General features: G+C 54.2%; 14 protein-coding genes. 7 read left to right on the top strand and 7 right to left on the bottom strand.

Features of this window, described 5'->3' with window-relative positions:
- Positions 1-87: 87 nt before the first annotated feature.
- The 5 genes from PEL01S_RS10810 (at position 88) to PEL01S_RS10790 (ending at position 7,317) form a co-directional block, all read left to right on the top strand.
- Positions 88-1,905, top strand: a complete 1,818-nt coding sequence (locus tag PEL01S_RS10810; RefSeq protein WP_239551345.1) for a cache domain-containing sensor histidine kinase — start codon at positions 88-90, stop codon at positions 1,903-1,905.
- Entirely contained in the window at positions 1,880-3,487 is a 1,608-nt protein-coding gene (locus PEL01S_RS10805; protein WP_127460303.1) for a response regulator, read from the top strand. Before PEL01S_RS10810 ends, PEL01S_RS10805 begins: the two co-directional genes overlap by 26 nt.
- Positions 3,488-3,692: 205 nt before the next feature.
- A complete protein-coding gene (locus PEL01S_RS10800) occupies positions 3,693-5,024 on the top strand; it encodes an ABC transporter substrate-binding protein (protein WP_127460302.1) in 1,332 nt (443 codons plus the stop codon).
- A 565-nt stretch (positions 5,025-5,589) separates the two neighbouring features.
- Complete coding sequence (locus PEL01S_RS10795) at positions 5,590-6,471, top strand: carbohydrate ABC transporter permease (RefSeq protein WP_063180177.1); 882 nt, start codon at positions 5,590-5,592, stop codon at positions 6,469-6,471.
- Positions 6,472-6,489: 18 nt separating this feature from the next.
- Positions 6,490-7,317: a carbohydrate ABC transporter permease gene (locus tag PEL01S_RS10790; protein WP_127460301.1), complete on the top strand. Its 828-nt coding sequence runs from the start codon at positions 6,490-6,492 to the stop codon at positions 7,315-7,317.
- A gap of 96 nt (positions 7,318-7,413) precedes the next feature.
- Here PEL01S_RS10790 and PEL01S_RS10785 read toward each other — a convergent pair whose 3' ends face one another.
- The 4 genes from PEL01S_RS10785 to PEL01S_RS10770 form a co-directional block, all read right to left on the bottom strand.
- Positions 7,414-8,586: a TolB family protein gene (locus tag PEL01S_RS10785; RefSeq protein ID WP_127460300.1), complete on the bottom strand. Its 1,173-nt coding sequence runs from the start codon at positions 8,584-8,586 to the stop codon at positions 7,414-7,416.
- Between the two features lie 148 nt (positions 8,587-8,734).
- On the bottom strand, positions 8,735-9,439 hold the full coding sequence (locus PEL01S_RS10780) for a hypothetical protein (RefSeq protein ID WP_063180184.1): 705 nt from the start codon (positions 9,437-9,439) through the stop codon (positions 8,735-8,737).
- Positions 9,440-9,815: 376 nt separating this feature from the next.
- Positions 9,816-10,511 carry a copper homeostasis protein CutC gene (locus PEL01S_RS10775; protein WP_127460299.1) on the bottom strand — a complete coding sequence of 232 codons (696 nt, stop codon included), beginning with the start codon at positions 10,509-10,511 and terminating at the stop codon, positions 9,816-9,818.
- Positions 10,512-10,570: 59 nt separating this feature from the next.
- Positions 10,571-11,803, bottom strand: coding sequence for a glycosyltransferase family 2 protein (locus PEL01S_RS10770; protein WP_127460379.1), 1,233 nt, complete (start codon positions 11,801-11,803; stop codon positions 10,571-10,573).
- A 157-nt stretch (positions 11,804-11,960) separates the two neighbouring features.
- Here PEL01S_RS10770 and yyaC point away from each other — a divergent pair, with 157 nt between their 5' ends.
- Positions 11,961-12,521 carry a spore protease YyaC gene (gene yyaC / locus PEL01S_RS10765; RefSeq protein ID WP_127460298.1) on the top strand — a complete coding sequence of 187 codons (561 nt, stop codon included), beginning with the start codon at positions 11,961-11,963 and terminating at the stop codon, positions 12,519-12,521.
- A gap of 92 nt (positions 12,522-12,613) precedes the next feature.
- On the opposite strand, the gene sugE is transcribed toward yyaC, so the two are convergent.
- Positions 12,614-12,928, bottom strand: coding sequence for a quaternary ammonium compound efflux SMR transporter SugE (gene sugE / locus PEL01S_RS10760; protein WP_010499159.1), 315 nt, complete (start codon positions 12,926-12,928; stop codon positions 12,614-12,616).
- Positions 12,929-12,944: 16 nt separating this feature from the next.
- Positions 12,945-13,535, bottom strand: coding sequence for a TetR/AcrR family transcriptional regulator (locus tag PEL01S_RS10755; protein ID WP_127460297.1), 591 nt, complete (start codon positions 13,533-13,535; stop codon positions 12,945-12,947).
- Positions 13,536-13,698: 163 nt separating this feature from the next.
- Here PEL01S_RS10755 and PEL01S_RS10750 point away from each other — a divergent pair, with 163 nt between their 5' ends.
- The gene (locus tag PEL01S_RS10750) at positions 13,699-13,989 is read left to right on the top strand and encodes a hypothetical protein (protein WP_010499162.1); all 291 of its coding nucleotides are present in this window, start codon (positions 13,699-13,701) and stop codon (positions 13,987-13,989) included.
- 91 nt (positions 13,990-14,080) lie between these two features.
- Here PEL01S_RS10750 and PEL01S_RS10745 read toward each other — a convergent pair whose 3' ends face one another.
- Positions 14,081-14,842, bottom strand: a complete 762-nt coding sequence (locus PEL01S_RS10745) for a sulfite exporter TauE/SafE family protein (RefSeq protein ID WP_127460296.1) — start codon at positions 14,840-14,842, stop codon at positions 14,081-14,083.
- Positions 14,843-14,883: the final 41 nt, after the last annotated feature.

The following is a 14,883-nucleotide window of genomic DNA, read 5'->3' as shown; positions in this document are numbered from 1 at the left end:
TTACCAATCCGGAGGTGTTCCAATGCACCTCCGTTTTGTCCTATAATGAAACTCTGATAGCGCTTACTGCGGGAGAGGTGACGGGGCTTGCTGACAGCTATGAAAAACCGCGTACTGGACTATTATTACTCGCTTTCCGTCAATAAAAAGATCACGCGCTCGTTTATGACCGTCCTGTCCTTGCTGCTGATTTTGCTGTCCGTTTTTACGTACCGTGTCTCGTCCGCTATACTGATCGACAAAGCGATCGAGAATACGGAGCAAAATTTGCGGCTGGTCTCGGAGAAGCTGGAGATCATCCTCGACAACTCGGAAAACTACTCCAAAATCGCGATTACGAACAACAGCGTACAGCGCTACCTGAGCGCTCCGCCCACCTCCGACCCGCTGGAAAATTATAACCGATCGGTTGAGGTTTCGAATGCCCTCGCCGATATCGTCGATTCCAAGACGTTCGTTGACGGTATGCTCATCTACGACCGCAACGGCCACCTGTACGATTCCGGCGGGCTCAAGAACGTCCGGAACGTCAACGACGAATATGTCCGGGCATTCTCAGGTTCGACTTACGGACCCGTATGGAAGGATACGGCCAAAAGCAACTACGAGAAGGAAGGGGGGGCTCACCCCGTCGTCTCGCTCCTTCAGAAATTCAACACCGCCAAGGACGGGAGTCCCCTTGGAGTAATCCAACTATCTATCGACGAGCGGTACATTGCCGATCAATACGCTCATATCAATATCGGGCACAGCGGCGAAATTTTTATCGTCAACAAGCAGGGCACGATCGCTTCGCACAGCGACAAAAGCCGACTTTACGCTTCCATCGGGCAGGAGCCGTATTATTCCTGGGTGATCGGGCATGAGGGCGGCCGGACGTTCAGCTTGAACGGCGAGGACAATCTGGTCGTGGCCCGCACCTATCCGCGATTGAACTGGATTATTGTCGGAATCGTGCCGATTAAGGAGATTACCCGCGATAACCAGATTTTGATGGAAAAAACCTTTTATTTAAGCCTCATTTTTGTCGTTTCGGCCATCATCCTGACCATTCTTATCGCCAGATCGATTACGAGGCCGCTGAATCAGATCAAGAAGACGGTCAAGAGCGTACAGGAGGGCAACCTCGATGTCTGGCTCGAGCTGAAGGAGCGCGACGAGATCGGCGCCCTGGCCAGAGAGTTTAACAAAATGGTCGTCCGCACCAAAACGCTCATGGAAAACATGGTAGAAGAGCAGAAGAAGAAAAAAGAGTACGAGCTCGCCGTCATGCAGTCGCAAATTAATCCGCACTTTTTGTACAACACGCTGGAGAGCATCTGCGCGCTTGCCGATTTGAAGCGGAACGCGGATATCGTGAACATTGTCAATCAGCTGGCGCTGTTTTACCGGGGTGTACTCAGCAAGGGCAGCCATATCATCTCCATGGAAGATGAAATCATCATTACGCAAACGTACTTGGAAATTTTGAAGGTGCGCTACGGCGACCGGCTGGATTCCCGTTTCGAGATCGACGACAACGTGTACAAGTACTCGACGATCAAGCTGCTGCTGCAGCCGATTGTGGAAAATTCGATCAATCACGGGCTTCGAAATAAAAGGGGAAAAGGACTGATCCGCATCCAAGCTTATGTTCTGGACGGCAAGGTGCGGATCGAGGTGAGCGATAACGGTACGGGCATTACGCCGCAGCGGCTGCGGCAAATTTTGAAGCCGAACCCCGGGCATTACCGAACAAAAAGCTTCGGGCTGAAGAGCACCGACGAGCGAATCAAGCTTTATTTCGGTTCCGAATACGGGTTGGAGATCGACAGCGTGCCCGGGGAAGGAACGACCGTACGCATGACGCTGCCGGCGATCGAGAACGGGGGGATACCGCATGATTCAAGCGATGATCGTCGATGATGAATATTTGATCCGGGAACGGCTGAAGGTCGGTGTCGATTGGCAGGAGCTCGGTTTCGAGATCGCCGGGGAGGCCGAAAACGGGGAGGAGGCGCTGCTGCTGCTTGAGCATGCGCCGATCCGGCTGGCGATCGTCGACATTAACATGCCGATCGTGGACGGCCTGGCGTTCGCAAAGGCGGCGCAGCACCGGTTTCCCGAGCTTCGCATCATCATCCTTACCGGCTACGGGAGCTTCGACTATGCAAGAACGGCTTTGCAGGCAGGCGTGTCCGATTATTTGCTGAAGCCGGTCAACATGGAGGAGCTGACGCAGGTGTTAACCGCGATGTCGGCCAAGATTCGGGAAGATATGGCGCGGCATTCGCAGCAGGAGGATTTCAGGCAGAGCGTCCGGGAAAGCAACACGATTTTGCGCCGGACCTTCATCCAAAGCTTGCTGGACGGCACCGGACCCGGCGGACCCGAGCACAGCCCGGACAAATGGCGGCAGTTTTGCCCGAATCTGCGGGACGATGCGCTGCTTGCCATGGTGTTCTCCATCGACAAATCTCCGGGAGACGGGAAGGAGCAGCCGCCCTGGAAGCGATTCGCCGTATTCAATATCGTCGGCGAGCTGTTCGGCGGGCTTCGGCCGTGCGAGCTGACGCTGGATGACGACGACCGGACGGTGCTGCTGGTGCATCCGCATGATGGCAACAGCCGGGAGAAGGAGTGGCTGGAGCGGCGGGGCGCGGAAGCGGTGGAAGCGGTACGACGGTTTTTGAAGTTTACCGTGACGGCCGGCATCGGCCATATCGCGCAAGGCCCCGGCGGTATTCCGCAGTCGTATAAGGAGGCGGTCCTGGCGTGCAAGCATCGTACTATCCTCGGCGGCGACCGGGTAATCCCGTTCGAGCGCTTGCCGAAGCCTGCGCTGAAAGCGGACCTGTCCTTTATCCGGGAGACGCTGATGGTCCAGCTCAGGCTGGGCAACAAGGCAGCGGTGGAGCACGAGCTGCGCCAATGGCTGGAGGGGATCGTGCGGCAAAAGCTGTCATTGGATACGCTGTACATGACCGTCTACGAGCTTGTGGCGACGCTGAATCTGTACGCCGCGGAGAGCAAGCTGGATATGACGTTTTACGGGGGCGATACGTTCAATCCGGTGCGGCTGGTCGACGAGCTGGAGCGGATGGAGGAGATCGCGGATTGGGCAGCGGCGCTGTTCGGACGGGTGCTAGAGCAGACGCACAGCTTGAAGCAGTCGACGCCGGCCAAGCTCGTGGATAAGGCCAAGCAGTTTATCGACGGGCAATATGCCGACCCGGACCTCGACTTGAACGCGATTGCCAAAAGCATTTTTATTCATCCGAGCTATTTGAGCCGTATTTTCAAGAACGAGACGGGCTATTCGGTCGTGGAGTACATGACGAGGCGGCGGCTCAACAAGGCCAAGGAAATGATGGAGAACGGATGCAAAAATTTGCTGTTCGTCTCCGAATCCGTCGGCTACAAAGACCCGCATTATTTCAGCAAATGCTTTAAAAAGCATTTCAGCGTGCCGCCTTCCCGGTTTACCGGGAGCGATTCCCGCGAATGATTTTGTCGAAGACGGCCCCGTTGTGCCGCTGTGCGAACGGGTGCGGTCTTTTTTTGCATGGAATGTTCACGGAATGTTAAAAATATTCCCGGTGCCGTAAAGATATTGCATTCATGCGGCGAGCGGCGCCCCTTATAATGACACTATGTCGAACAGACAAACAGCAGTTGAGATCAAAACATAAAATGGGGAGGTTGCTTAACACATGAAAAAAAGAGCGCTTACACTAGGGCTGGCATCGCTGTTCGCTGCTTCAAGCCTGCTGGCAGGCTGCGGTTCGAATGACGCCGCTCAAGGCAATACGGGTACCAAGGGCGACAGCAAAGGCGGCGACAAAGTCAGCATCCGCATCTTGACGCGTATCTCGGGTACCGATCCGAAGTCCGTAGCGTTCCAGAACCTGCTCAAGCAATTTATGGAGAAAAACCCGGATATTACGGTAGTCGACGAATCGTTGAACGACGAGGCGGCATTCAACAACAAATTCAAAACGGCCGTGGCCACAGGCAGCGTCCCGGAAATTTGGATGAACTACGGCGGGGTGGCATTTAAAGACTACGCGAAAAACATCGCGATGGACCTCGATCCTGTCCTGAAAGAAGATAAAGCGTGGGCCGACTCGTTCCTGCCGCTGTTCGACACATGGAAATACAAAGACCTTCCCGGAACGTACGGCGTGCCGAACGAGTTCTACAGCGTCGCGATCTATTATAACAAAGAGCTGTTCCAAAAAATCGGCGCCGAGCCGCCGAAAACGATCGAGGACTTCGAAGCGGTCGCCGATAAATTCAAAGCGATCGATGTTGTACCGATGGCGATGGCCGATAAAGACAACTTCCGTGGAGGCCACCTGCTGACGAATCTGGCGCTGAAAAAATACGGCTTCCAGAAAACGGAAGACTTGATGGGCGGCAAAGCGAAATGGAACGATCCCGATATGGTTTCCTTGCTGCAAACGATGAAAAATTGGCAGGATAAAGGCATCTTCGGCAAAAACATGGTCACAACCGACGGCAACGCGATCACGAGCATGTTCCTCGGCGGCAAGAGCGCGATGATGTTCGAAGGCGTCTGGGCGATTTCCTCCATCGCCGCTTCTCCGATTGCCGACAAAATCGGGGTTATCCCGTTCCCGGGCTACAAAGACAAGCCGGAATTCAAGGACAACTGGTTCGGCGGAGCGGGCGGTTATTCCGTCTCCAAAGAAATCACTGGCGCGAAAAAAGACGCTACGATCAAGCTGCTGAAGTTCCTGACTTCCGTCGATGCGTTCAAGTATTTCCTCCAGGAAACGAAGGGCGGCGTCTATCCGGTCAAAATGGATTCGGGCTCGGCTCCGGTCGATCCGGTCACCGCAGAGTACGTCAAGGCGCAAAGCGCCGCGAAAGACTTCAAAGGCGAGATCGAGGAGTACAGTCCGATCATGCAGCTGCAGGACAAGGTGCGCAACGAAGTCCAAGGCATGTTCGCCGGCAACCCTCCGCAAAAGACGGCGGATACGATTCAGAGCTTTGTCGATTCGACAAGAAGTAGGTAGGGCGGAAAACCAGCTTCGCGTTTTAAATTTTCCGTCATAGACCGGTGGGGTATATCCCTCCAGCCGCTGCCCTCCCCCGGAAAGTGAAGGGAGACCTTCGAAGCTTATTCCGATTACTTTCCGGGGACCCCTAATTTACCCGCGAAAGTTTGATTAAAAGTAGAGGTGTTTTCGCGGGGTTCAAAGGCGGACGTTGCACTCTTCCGGGATATACCCCACCTGCTATTATTGGAGAATTGTTGAACTACAAAAGCTAGTTTTCCTCGCGGAAAAGGAAGCAATAATGAGAAGCAAGCTTTCCGATGGAAAGCTTCAGGCTGTCAAGAAAGTGGTTTTGACAAGAATAGAGATACATGCGGAGATGGGGTATCTACTGGAGGAGCGATAGCGTTCGCCTTTGTCTGCGGGAAATATCCGCTGCTAAGCAGCTTCCAATTAAGATTTCCTGCAGACAAGAGCGACCGGAAGTAGATACCCCGTCCCCTCATAACCTCTATTACCTGTTTTTCCATCTTTCTTGACAAGCTCCGGCTTTCCTAAGGAAAGCCCTGAGGAGGGGAACAACATGGTCGGCCGAAAGCCTTATTTGATCGCAGCCGTTTTTTTGCTGCCGGCGCTCTTGTTATATACGCTGGCGTTCATCGTGCCGATCTTTCAGACGGCTTACATGTCCTTTTTTAGCTGGAACGGCATCAAGAACGTCGCCTTGGAATATGTCGGGCTGCAAAACTACAGCGCCATGTTTCAAAAGCCTGAATTTTACCGTTCGCTCAAAAATATCGGCGTGTTTATCTTAGCTTCGTTCGTGCTGATTTTGCCGGTCGCGTTCGCGCTGGCGCATATCGTCACCAGCAAGATGAAGGGAAGACGCTTTTTCAAGATCGCCTTCTTTATGCCTTCCGTGCTCCCGCTCACGGCCGTCGGCCTGATGTGGCAGTTTTTGCTCAAAGGGGAGGGCGGCCTCGTCAACATGGTGCTCTCGGCGATCGGCGCCAGCTCGCTGACCCACGATTGGCTCGGCGAACCGGCCATTGCCATCTACGTCGTTGTGGTGGTCAACGCCTGGATTTACTGCGGGCTGAACATGATCATTTTCGCCAGCGGCATGGTGGCGATTCCGGAGCAACTGTACGAGGCGGCGGCTATGGACGGAGCGGTCGGCTTCAAAAGACTATGGTACATTACCGTGCCGATGATGAAGGAGACGCTGAAAATTTTCTCGATTCTTGCCGTGACGCAGTCGCTTCGCGTGTTCGGGCAAATTTTCGTCATGACCGGCGGAGGGCCGAACGGCGCCACGGATGTGCCAACCACGCTGCTCTATTACGAGTCCTTTAAATACAACAATTTCGGGATGGGCAATGCCATCGGCACCTTCATTATCGTGGCGGCACTCTTATCCACGGTCGTACTCAACAAGCTGATGAACACGAAGACGATGAAATAAAGGCAGGTGAAATGGAACATGACGCTTCGCTCGTATAAAATTCCGGCATATTTGTTTTCTACGCTTTGCGCGGTTATTTTTATGTATCCGTTGTTTTTTTCGGTGATTTCTTCACTCAAGGACAATCTGGAAATATACAATAACGTCTTTTCGCTGCCCGAGGTATGGCGCTGGAGCAACTACAAGCTCGCTTTTGCCACCGCACACATTGATAAAGCCGTATGGAACTCCTTCATTTATGCGATCGCAGGCACGCTTTTGACCTTGGTCTTGGGAACCATGGCATCGTTCATCCTGACCCGGATCTCGCTGAGGTGGAACGGCGCTTTATATATTTATTTCATCATGGGGCTGATGATCCCCGTCTATTCCCTCGTCATTCCGATTTCCCGGATGATCGGCTCGTTCAACGGCTTTAACAACTATCTTGTCATGATCGTGCTGTACGCGACATTTCAACTGCCGCTCACGATATTTTTAATTACCGGCTTTATGAAAGGAATTAACAAGGAAATCGACGAATCGGCGGTCATGGACGGCTGCGGCCCGGCGACGCTGCTGTTCCGGATCTTGGCGCCCTTGTCCATGCCGGCCATCTCGACGGCGGGAATTCTGGCCTTCTTTGATATTTATAACGATTTGATATGGAACGTCATTATGGTCAATGACCGGAGCATGTTCAACATTTCGATGGCGCTGATGTCCTTCGTAGGGGAACGGGGCAGCTCGCAGATGGGCCCGACGTTCGCGGGCATCATACTCACGATCATTCCGACCATTGTCATCTATTTGCTGTTTCAGGAAAAGGTCGAGTCCGGCTTGAGCGCGGGAGCTGTGAAGGAGTAACGGAAATAAGCCGGCCTTCTCGGGAAGGGCTCCGGCGTGATCGGCTGAAAGCCCGGCAGAGGGGCTTTCAGCGCCTAGTGTTTTTTTAAAACTACCCTACTGTACGTTCGAAAAATTTCGCAGCAGCGCGTTCTGCCCCTTGAGTTGGACCGGCATCAACCGCTTTTCTCCCGTTTCCGGGTTCAAAATCCACCTTTTCGCCTCCTTGAAGCTCCCCGACTTCGGCGCGGAAATAAAGGAAATTTCGTTGCGGTCCAGCGCAATCAGGTTCACGTTATTGTGATGCTCGGCAGTCGGGGGGAAAATCGTTTTGACATTCGCGCTCGCCAGGTCCATATATTCAATCGCTCCGCCTTCCCCATTGGCCCCGGTGTAGCTGATAAAGGCAACATGGCTGCCGTCCGACGTCCAGATGGCTTTCCCGATGGCCGAACGGTCGGAAGGGGAATAGATCATATTATTTTGACCGCTCGTCAGGTCATAAACCCACAGGCTTGAGGCCAGCCATAGCGGAACATTTTCTCCTTTGGCATAATTGCGGTTCAACGTGGCGCTGTACACGATCCGATTCCCGTCGGGGGAAAGGACCGGCGCGGCAAACTCGACCATCAAATACCCTCCGGCGTCGTCGAGCGGAACCGGCTTCCCTCCGTATGTTTTTACTATTTTATCCAATTCGTCTTGGGTCTTATAAAACTTCATCCGTTCTTCTCCGTTCTCTTCTTCCGCTCGCTTGACCAGCCAATTTCCGCCCTTGACCAAGGTCTTGACTTTCCCGCTGCCCGTATCCAACACGCCGATCTCCTGGTCGACATGGGTGGTCTGGTCGCTTTTCACAAACAAGATCCTCCGGTGATCGGGGAACCACGAGATCGTCTTGATTTCGTTCATCGCAGGGAGGTTGTCGAAAAATACGTTTTGCTTGGAGCTTGTCAGCGATTGAACAACCAGATACCTGACCGTCTGCTGCTCGTTCCATTGGGTATAGGCGGCTTTTGTCCCGTCCGAGCTGATCACCCCGAAATTGTCCGGAGTCACGTTCGGCAGCTTTAAAATCGTCTTGCTCTCCACCGGCTCCGGATGATAAGCGACAAGCAGGCTCCCCGTTCCGTCGGCCGTAATGCCCGCAAGCCAGCCTCTATAGTCTTGAGCGCTCTTCTGACCCTGGATGCTTGTGATCAACAGGTGCACGATCCACGAAAGACCGACAATAAGGATTAAAATTAACGCGATGATATGGAAGCGGTTTACCGTTTGCTTAGACCCCATAATTCCACCCCAGCCTGAAAATAATCGTAAACCATTCGGAAAAAAAGGTGCTCCTGTTCCATCATTTCTCAAGAAAGGAGCACCGGTAAAGCTGCAATCGGCCGTAAAACGGCTTATGCTTGAATAGATGCGGACGACCCGTTAAATATTACGGATTCCAGTTTTCCAACGGCACCAAAGTTCTGGAGTAAAACACGCCGTCGCTTGTGTTCCCGTGGAGATCTTTAAACACGGTTTTGTCCAGGTCGGCGATGACCTTCACGTAGCGGCTGCCCGGGCATTGGTTCGGACCGAAATCGTTTCGCTTGATCGTCGACGCCTTGTCCTTATCCACATCCCGGATGGTGAAGTTGATGTTCATTTTGACATCGACCGTAGTTTGCCCCGTTGTGCTGGAGCCGTTCCGGTAAGGCAGCGCATTTTTTCCCGACGTATTATACCAGGTGGCGTTGCCGTAGCTGAGCAAATATTTGCTGCCGGAGGAATTTTGCAGCTCGCCGATCGTATGCCGGGCATACGTGTCTTTCTTGTTGCTGCCGCACTCGTTCGGATTCCAGTAGCCGATCAGAATAGGGTTATTTTCCGTGTCGTAGCGGCGTTCTGCAGCGGCCGCATTCAAGCCGTTGTTCTTCAGGCCCGGTAGCAGCGCTTCGAAAGAAGCTTGTTGGCTTTGGAGCGCTTGCTCCTCCGGCGTCGCGTATACGGCTCCGGGCATGTTGGACAGGACGGACCCGCCGATCGCGTCCTTGTGGATAAGGACTCCCGACTGCTCCTTTCCCGCAAACGCCGACGACGTCGTAATGGCGCCTAGCAATAAAGCAAACGACAAAACTTTCACGAGCTTTTTTTCCATGGCACACAACACCTCCGACAAAAAGTTCGTTTTGTCATGTCATGTTGTTATGTATTGAAAGGTGGCCACCCGTTCAATCGCAAAAAAAGTTCACAAAATCTAAATAATTGAATAAATAACTATATTTTCCTGTTTATATCAAGGCTACAGGATGGAATTCATATTTTCAATAGCTTCTCATAAAATGGTAGCTTCGAACTAGCCTGATTCGAAAAAGATAGCTCTTGTCGTCGCAGTTTGTCGAGGGTACGAGAGGAGGGAACGTTCAGGGAAGAAAGGCTCTGAGGCCGGGGCCATATTCGATTGTTGCGCGTCGAATAGGAAAAGCCGTCCGGCTTGTGCCGCACGGCTGTGTGATGAATAGCATGAAGCGCCTTTACTTGGAAAATCCTGCGACGACATCCGCCGCTGCCCGTACGAGCTCGGGATCGACTTTATCCTGCGCACGGTTCCCGCGGCGCACGCCGGTGCCCATATGTACCTCGCTTACGCCGGTATCCCGAATAAACGAGGCCAGCGATTGGAGATTCAGGCCGCTGCCCGCAAGAATGGCGATCGGACGCGACAGCTCGATAGCCTGCAGCCGGAGAATCTCGTCCCGGGCGTCCAACACGCTCGGCTTGCCGCCGGACGTCAGCACGCGGTGGATTTGCGGATATTGGGCGAGTACGTGCAGCGTGCCCTCCAGATCGTCCGTCTCGTCAATCGCCCGGTGAAAGGTGACCGACAATTCGCCGACCTCGGCCAGCAGCTTCTCGAGCAGCTCCGTATCCACTTTGCGTTCCGGCGTCAAGCAGCCGGTTACGATTCCGGCGGCGCCGAGACGCCGTACCGTCCGAATATCCGTCAGCATCGTTTCGAGGTCCCATTCGTCGTAGCAGAACGAATTGCTGTGCGGGCGAATCATGACATTGACGGGAATGCTGACCGAAGCGACAACCTGTTCGATGAGTCCATAGCTTGGAGTTACGCCGCCTTCGCAGATGCCGGAAATGAGCTCGATTCGTCCCGCTCCGTTTTTTTCGGCAATAATTGCATCGGCCACGCTCGTGGAAATGACTTCCAAGATCATGTTGACAAGCTCCTTTTATATAAATTGGGAAATATGCGAATTGACCATTTTAGCGCGAATCAATCGGAACCATCGCGGGCTTTCATACGCCGGAGCTCCTTCAAGGAATAGAAGGTGCCCCTCCAATAAATCCCGCCTTGCTTCAAGGTCAGCCAGACCGAACGGGTGACGATATAACATAACAGAACGACGCTCAGCGGCATCAGCAGCGCCTCGAATCCGCTTTTTCCGGTGATCGAGCGAATAAGCAGAAAATAGACGGCGAGCATCAGCGCGACCGACAGCGCGAAGCCCCAGGCTGCCGGGCCGGACAGAAGCAGCATGCCCGCCCAAGGGAACAAGAACAGCGCAAGCTGACCTAGCACGCCGAGAGCCGCGAAGCTTAAACGGTAGCCGAAGCCCGAAAACAAGTTTTTCTCCAAACCGCGAATGGCCTCCCCAAGGCTTGTATACCATTCGACGGCAATATGCTCCGTGCCGGAGGCGAGCCGCTGCCGGAGCCGCGCTTCCTTGACCTTCCGGCCGAGCTGAAGATCGTCGTCCGGCCGCAGTGCGATGGCCTGGTGCGTGCCGATCCGTTCATACGCCTGTCTTGTGATCAGATTGAAGGCGCCGATTCCCATCCCGTGCCGGTGCTGGAAATCGTCGTTCCCCCGCCAAGGGCGGACAAACAGACTGAGCGTAAAAAAGAAATACTGCACGAACGTTCGAAGCCATAAGCCGCGGACAAGCATCCGGGGCGCCAGCGTCACATGATCCGCCTGCTGCTCCTGCAGGAAGCGAACCGCATCCTCCACCGTTCCCGGCTCGAACTGCACGTCGGCGTCCGTGAACAGCAAATATTTGCCCCGCGCCTGCAAATAGCCTTGGTACAGCGCATGATTTTTGCCAAGCCAGCCGGATGGCAGCGACGTGATGTGAATGACCCGCAGCGGCACCGCGATGCCGGCCCGTCCCTCGGACCACCGCCGCAGCTCGTCCAGCTTGCGACCGGTCGTATCCTGCGACCGGTCGTTCACGGCGATGATTTCGATCCGCGGGTACGTTTGCCCGAGCAGATGCTTCACCGTTTCAACGATGGACGATTCCTCTTCTTTCGCTGCGATAATAATCGAGACAAGAGGCGCTTCGGATTCTTTGCCGTCCTGAGGAGTTCTGCCCATTCTCCATCCCGCTTGTCCCGGCTCCGAGCGGGGAAGCTTCAGCATCCATTGCCGCGCCCGCAGCGTATCCCACAGCATGAACAGCCAGTAGGCAAGCGCCGCCAGCGCCCATATGTCCATGACCCCCATCGGGTTGATCCCTGCCTTCCGCCGGTTCTGAGCTGTACTTGCGCTCACCTTGCTTTGTCCGAATTATAGCATGTCTCACGCCGCAGGAACAAATATTGAAAGCGGTATTCCTATGAAGTATGCTACTATATAAAAACAAATGGAAAGGGGAAACGCAATGACGAATGAGCAGACGCAGCCGTTATTCCGCAAGAAGCTGAAGGCTGCCGAGCTGCCCGATTTTTTGCGCATGATTCGAACGCGCGGCTTGACGGCGGAAGACTTGGTATTTCTGTGCATCGGCACCGACCGCTCGACGGGCGACGCCCTCGGACCGCTGGCCGGCACGATGCTTCAGGAAGCGGGATACCCGCATGTGGTCGGTACGCTTGCCCATCCGTTTGATGCAAGCAACATGCGGGAGCGGCTGAATGAAATTCCACAGGGGAAAACCGTGATTGCGATCGACGCTTGTCTCGGCCAGACCGCCTCATTAGCTTGGTACCAGGTGTCCAACCGCCCGCTGGAGCCGGGGAAGTCGGTCGGCAAGCAGCTTCCGCACGTCGGCGACTATTCGATTGCCGGGATCGTCAACGTGGACGCCGGGCAAAAATACGCGATCCTGCAAAGCACTTCCTTATTCCGCGTCATGAACATGGCCAGAGAAGTCGTGTCGGCCATCCGCAGCGTATTTCCACCAGAGGAAGTGGCTTGTGCCCAGATCAGGGAAGAAGCATGACCGTCCGCACGGTTACTGCCGTCACGCAGCAATAGAGCCGCCGCTCCGTTGGGAGCAGCGGCTCTTTGCCGTTTGGCGTACGCCGTATGAGATTAGGCCGTTGCCTTCAATCCGACGATGCCGCCGACAATGCACAGCAGGAACAGGACACGCAGCAGATCGCGCGGCTCGCCCAGAAAAAACATCCCCACAATGACCGTACCTAACGCGCCGATGCCGGTCCATATCGCATAAGCCGTACCGATCGGCAGCGTCTTGAGCGCTTGAGACAGAAAATAAAAGCTGACAATCATCCCTGCGATCGTCACGACGCTCGGCCAAAGCCGGGTCCAGCCCTGCGTATATTTTAAGCCGATCGCCCATACGACCTCCATAATCCCTGCAATCGTCAAATAAACCCATGCCATACTCATCCACTCCCCTCTAGGATGTTCTGTCTTCCGCAATACCTTTCCAGTAGATTCCCCAAACGGCTGCCAACCGATGCTCCCAGTCGTTGGGCCGGTAATAGAACTGCTGCAGGAACGAACCGTCCAGCAGGCAGTAGAACGAGGCGATCAAATCCTCGGAGCGCTCGTGTCGCAGCACGCCTGAAGCCATGCCCTCCTCGAAAACCTTCTGCAGCAGCCCGGTAAGCTGCTCCTCCGATGCGGCAAACCGATCGCGCAGCACCTCCTGCAGCGCATTCGGCGGGAACAGCATCGTCCGCTTAAGAAAGGTCGAGTATTCCTCGCTAAGCAAGTAGGTGCGGCACACGTCATACAGAATCGTCCGCAGCTTTTGCTCCGTGTCGAGCCCAGTTAGCTTGTCGGTCAATTGCCGGACACGGGAGGCGTGCTCCGCCAGACAATCGTCGTATACGGCCAGAAACAGCTCTTCCTTGCTCTTGAAATGTGCGTAGAGCGAAGGCGTCTTGATCCCGACCTCCTTGGCGATTTCCGATAGCGGCACCGCATCGTAGCTGTTCTGCGCGAAGAGCCGCAGCGCGGATGCCTTGATTTTGTGAACTGTCATATAAACAAGCACCTTCCTAACTAACGATAATTAGGTTAAATTCATTATAGACCAACATTCCTTCCGGATCAACCTACTTTTTTTAAAAATTACACATATCCCGGTTCGTCCGAATATATAATGGGTATTACCTTTTTAGTGTTCAACGGAAAGGAGCATACACATGAGAGAAGTGAGACATATCAATCTGAGTGATTCGGACGGCCGGGTGTACTGCTGTCTGCGGAATAGAGTCGTGAAGCTGGATGATGGACAAAAACAAGCTTTTTGCAGCGGCTGCCGCATGTATGCGGGGGAAGCGAGCGGGAAAGGCGTCGAATGCGTATGGGAGGACCATCGTCCGGTGAGCGATCCGCATGTGGTCCGCGATCCGTTCGCCGAGCTGGCCAGCAATCAGAAGAGGCAGATTTGGCCGACGGATCATCTGTCCACCTGTATGGTCTTTGGCGGATGAGAAAAAGAGGGATTTGGAAAGAAAATGTCGAATGCTATGCAGAGAGGTCGCAAGCCTGTTTCCCTCAGGCGCAACGACCTCTCTGCGGCGTTTAGAGCATATCCCAAATTTGCTTGCCGATCAAGATGGCGGTAATTCCGATAAACAGCGGCTTCACGTACCTGGAGCCTTTACGGATGGCAACCTGCGAGCCGACAATCGAGCCGGCGATCATGGCTAGGCCCATCGGCAGACCGTAGCCGAGATGCACTGATTTTAACCAGAAAAACGACGCCAAGGAAGCGACGTTGCTGGCGAAGTTGAGCACCTTGGCGTTGGCCGAAGCGCCCACGAAATCAAAGCCCAGCATCAGAAATAGAAAAAGTAGGAACGAGCCGGCGCCAGGGCCGAAAAAGCCGTCGTAAAAACCTAAAGCGAACGCGCATACCGCCGTCGCGAGCCCGCGGACGAACGTGAACCGGACCTGCTGTCCCGAGCCGTCCCAGTTTTTTTTCAGCAGCGTATAGATGAGAATGACGATCAGAAGACCGACCACCAGCGGCTTCAGGAAGGTGGATGGCACCAGATGGATCGTATACGTGCCGAGAGCCGATCCGATGAAGGACAGCGGAAACAGGAGCAGCACCAGCTTGCCGTTAATTTTGCCGGAAAATAAAAAGGAGACGGTGCTGGTTAACGAGGATAGCGTTCCCCCCAGCTTGTTCGTTCCGAGCACCATATTGGTCGGAAGTCCGGTGAACATCAGCGCGGGAACGGCGATAAGCCCTCCTCCTCCGACGACGGAGTCGATGAAGGCGGCGGCGAACCCGACAATAACAAGAAACAAAATCATATCGAATGACGGCAGTTCCACGAGCAATTTCTCCTTACGACGTCAAGTCAAATATTGGCGGA

Origin of the sequence: Paenibacillus elgii NBRC 100335 (assembly GCF_004000865.1) — a bacterium.
In the GTDB taxonomy this organism is placed as follows: Bacteria; Bacillota; Bacilli; order Paenibacillales; family NBRC-103111; genus Paenibacillus_G; species Paenibacillus_G elgii.
This window is presented reverse-complemented; position numbering and strand designations above follow the sequence as displayed.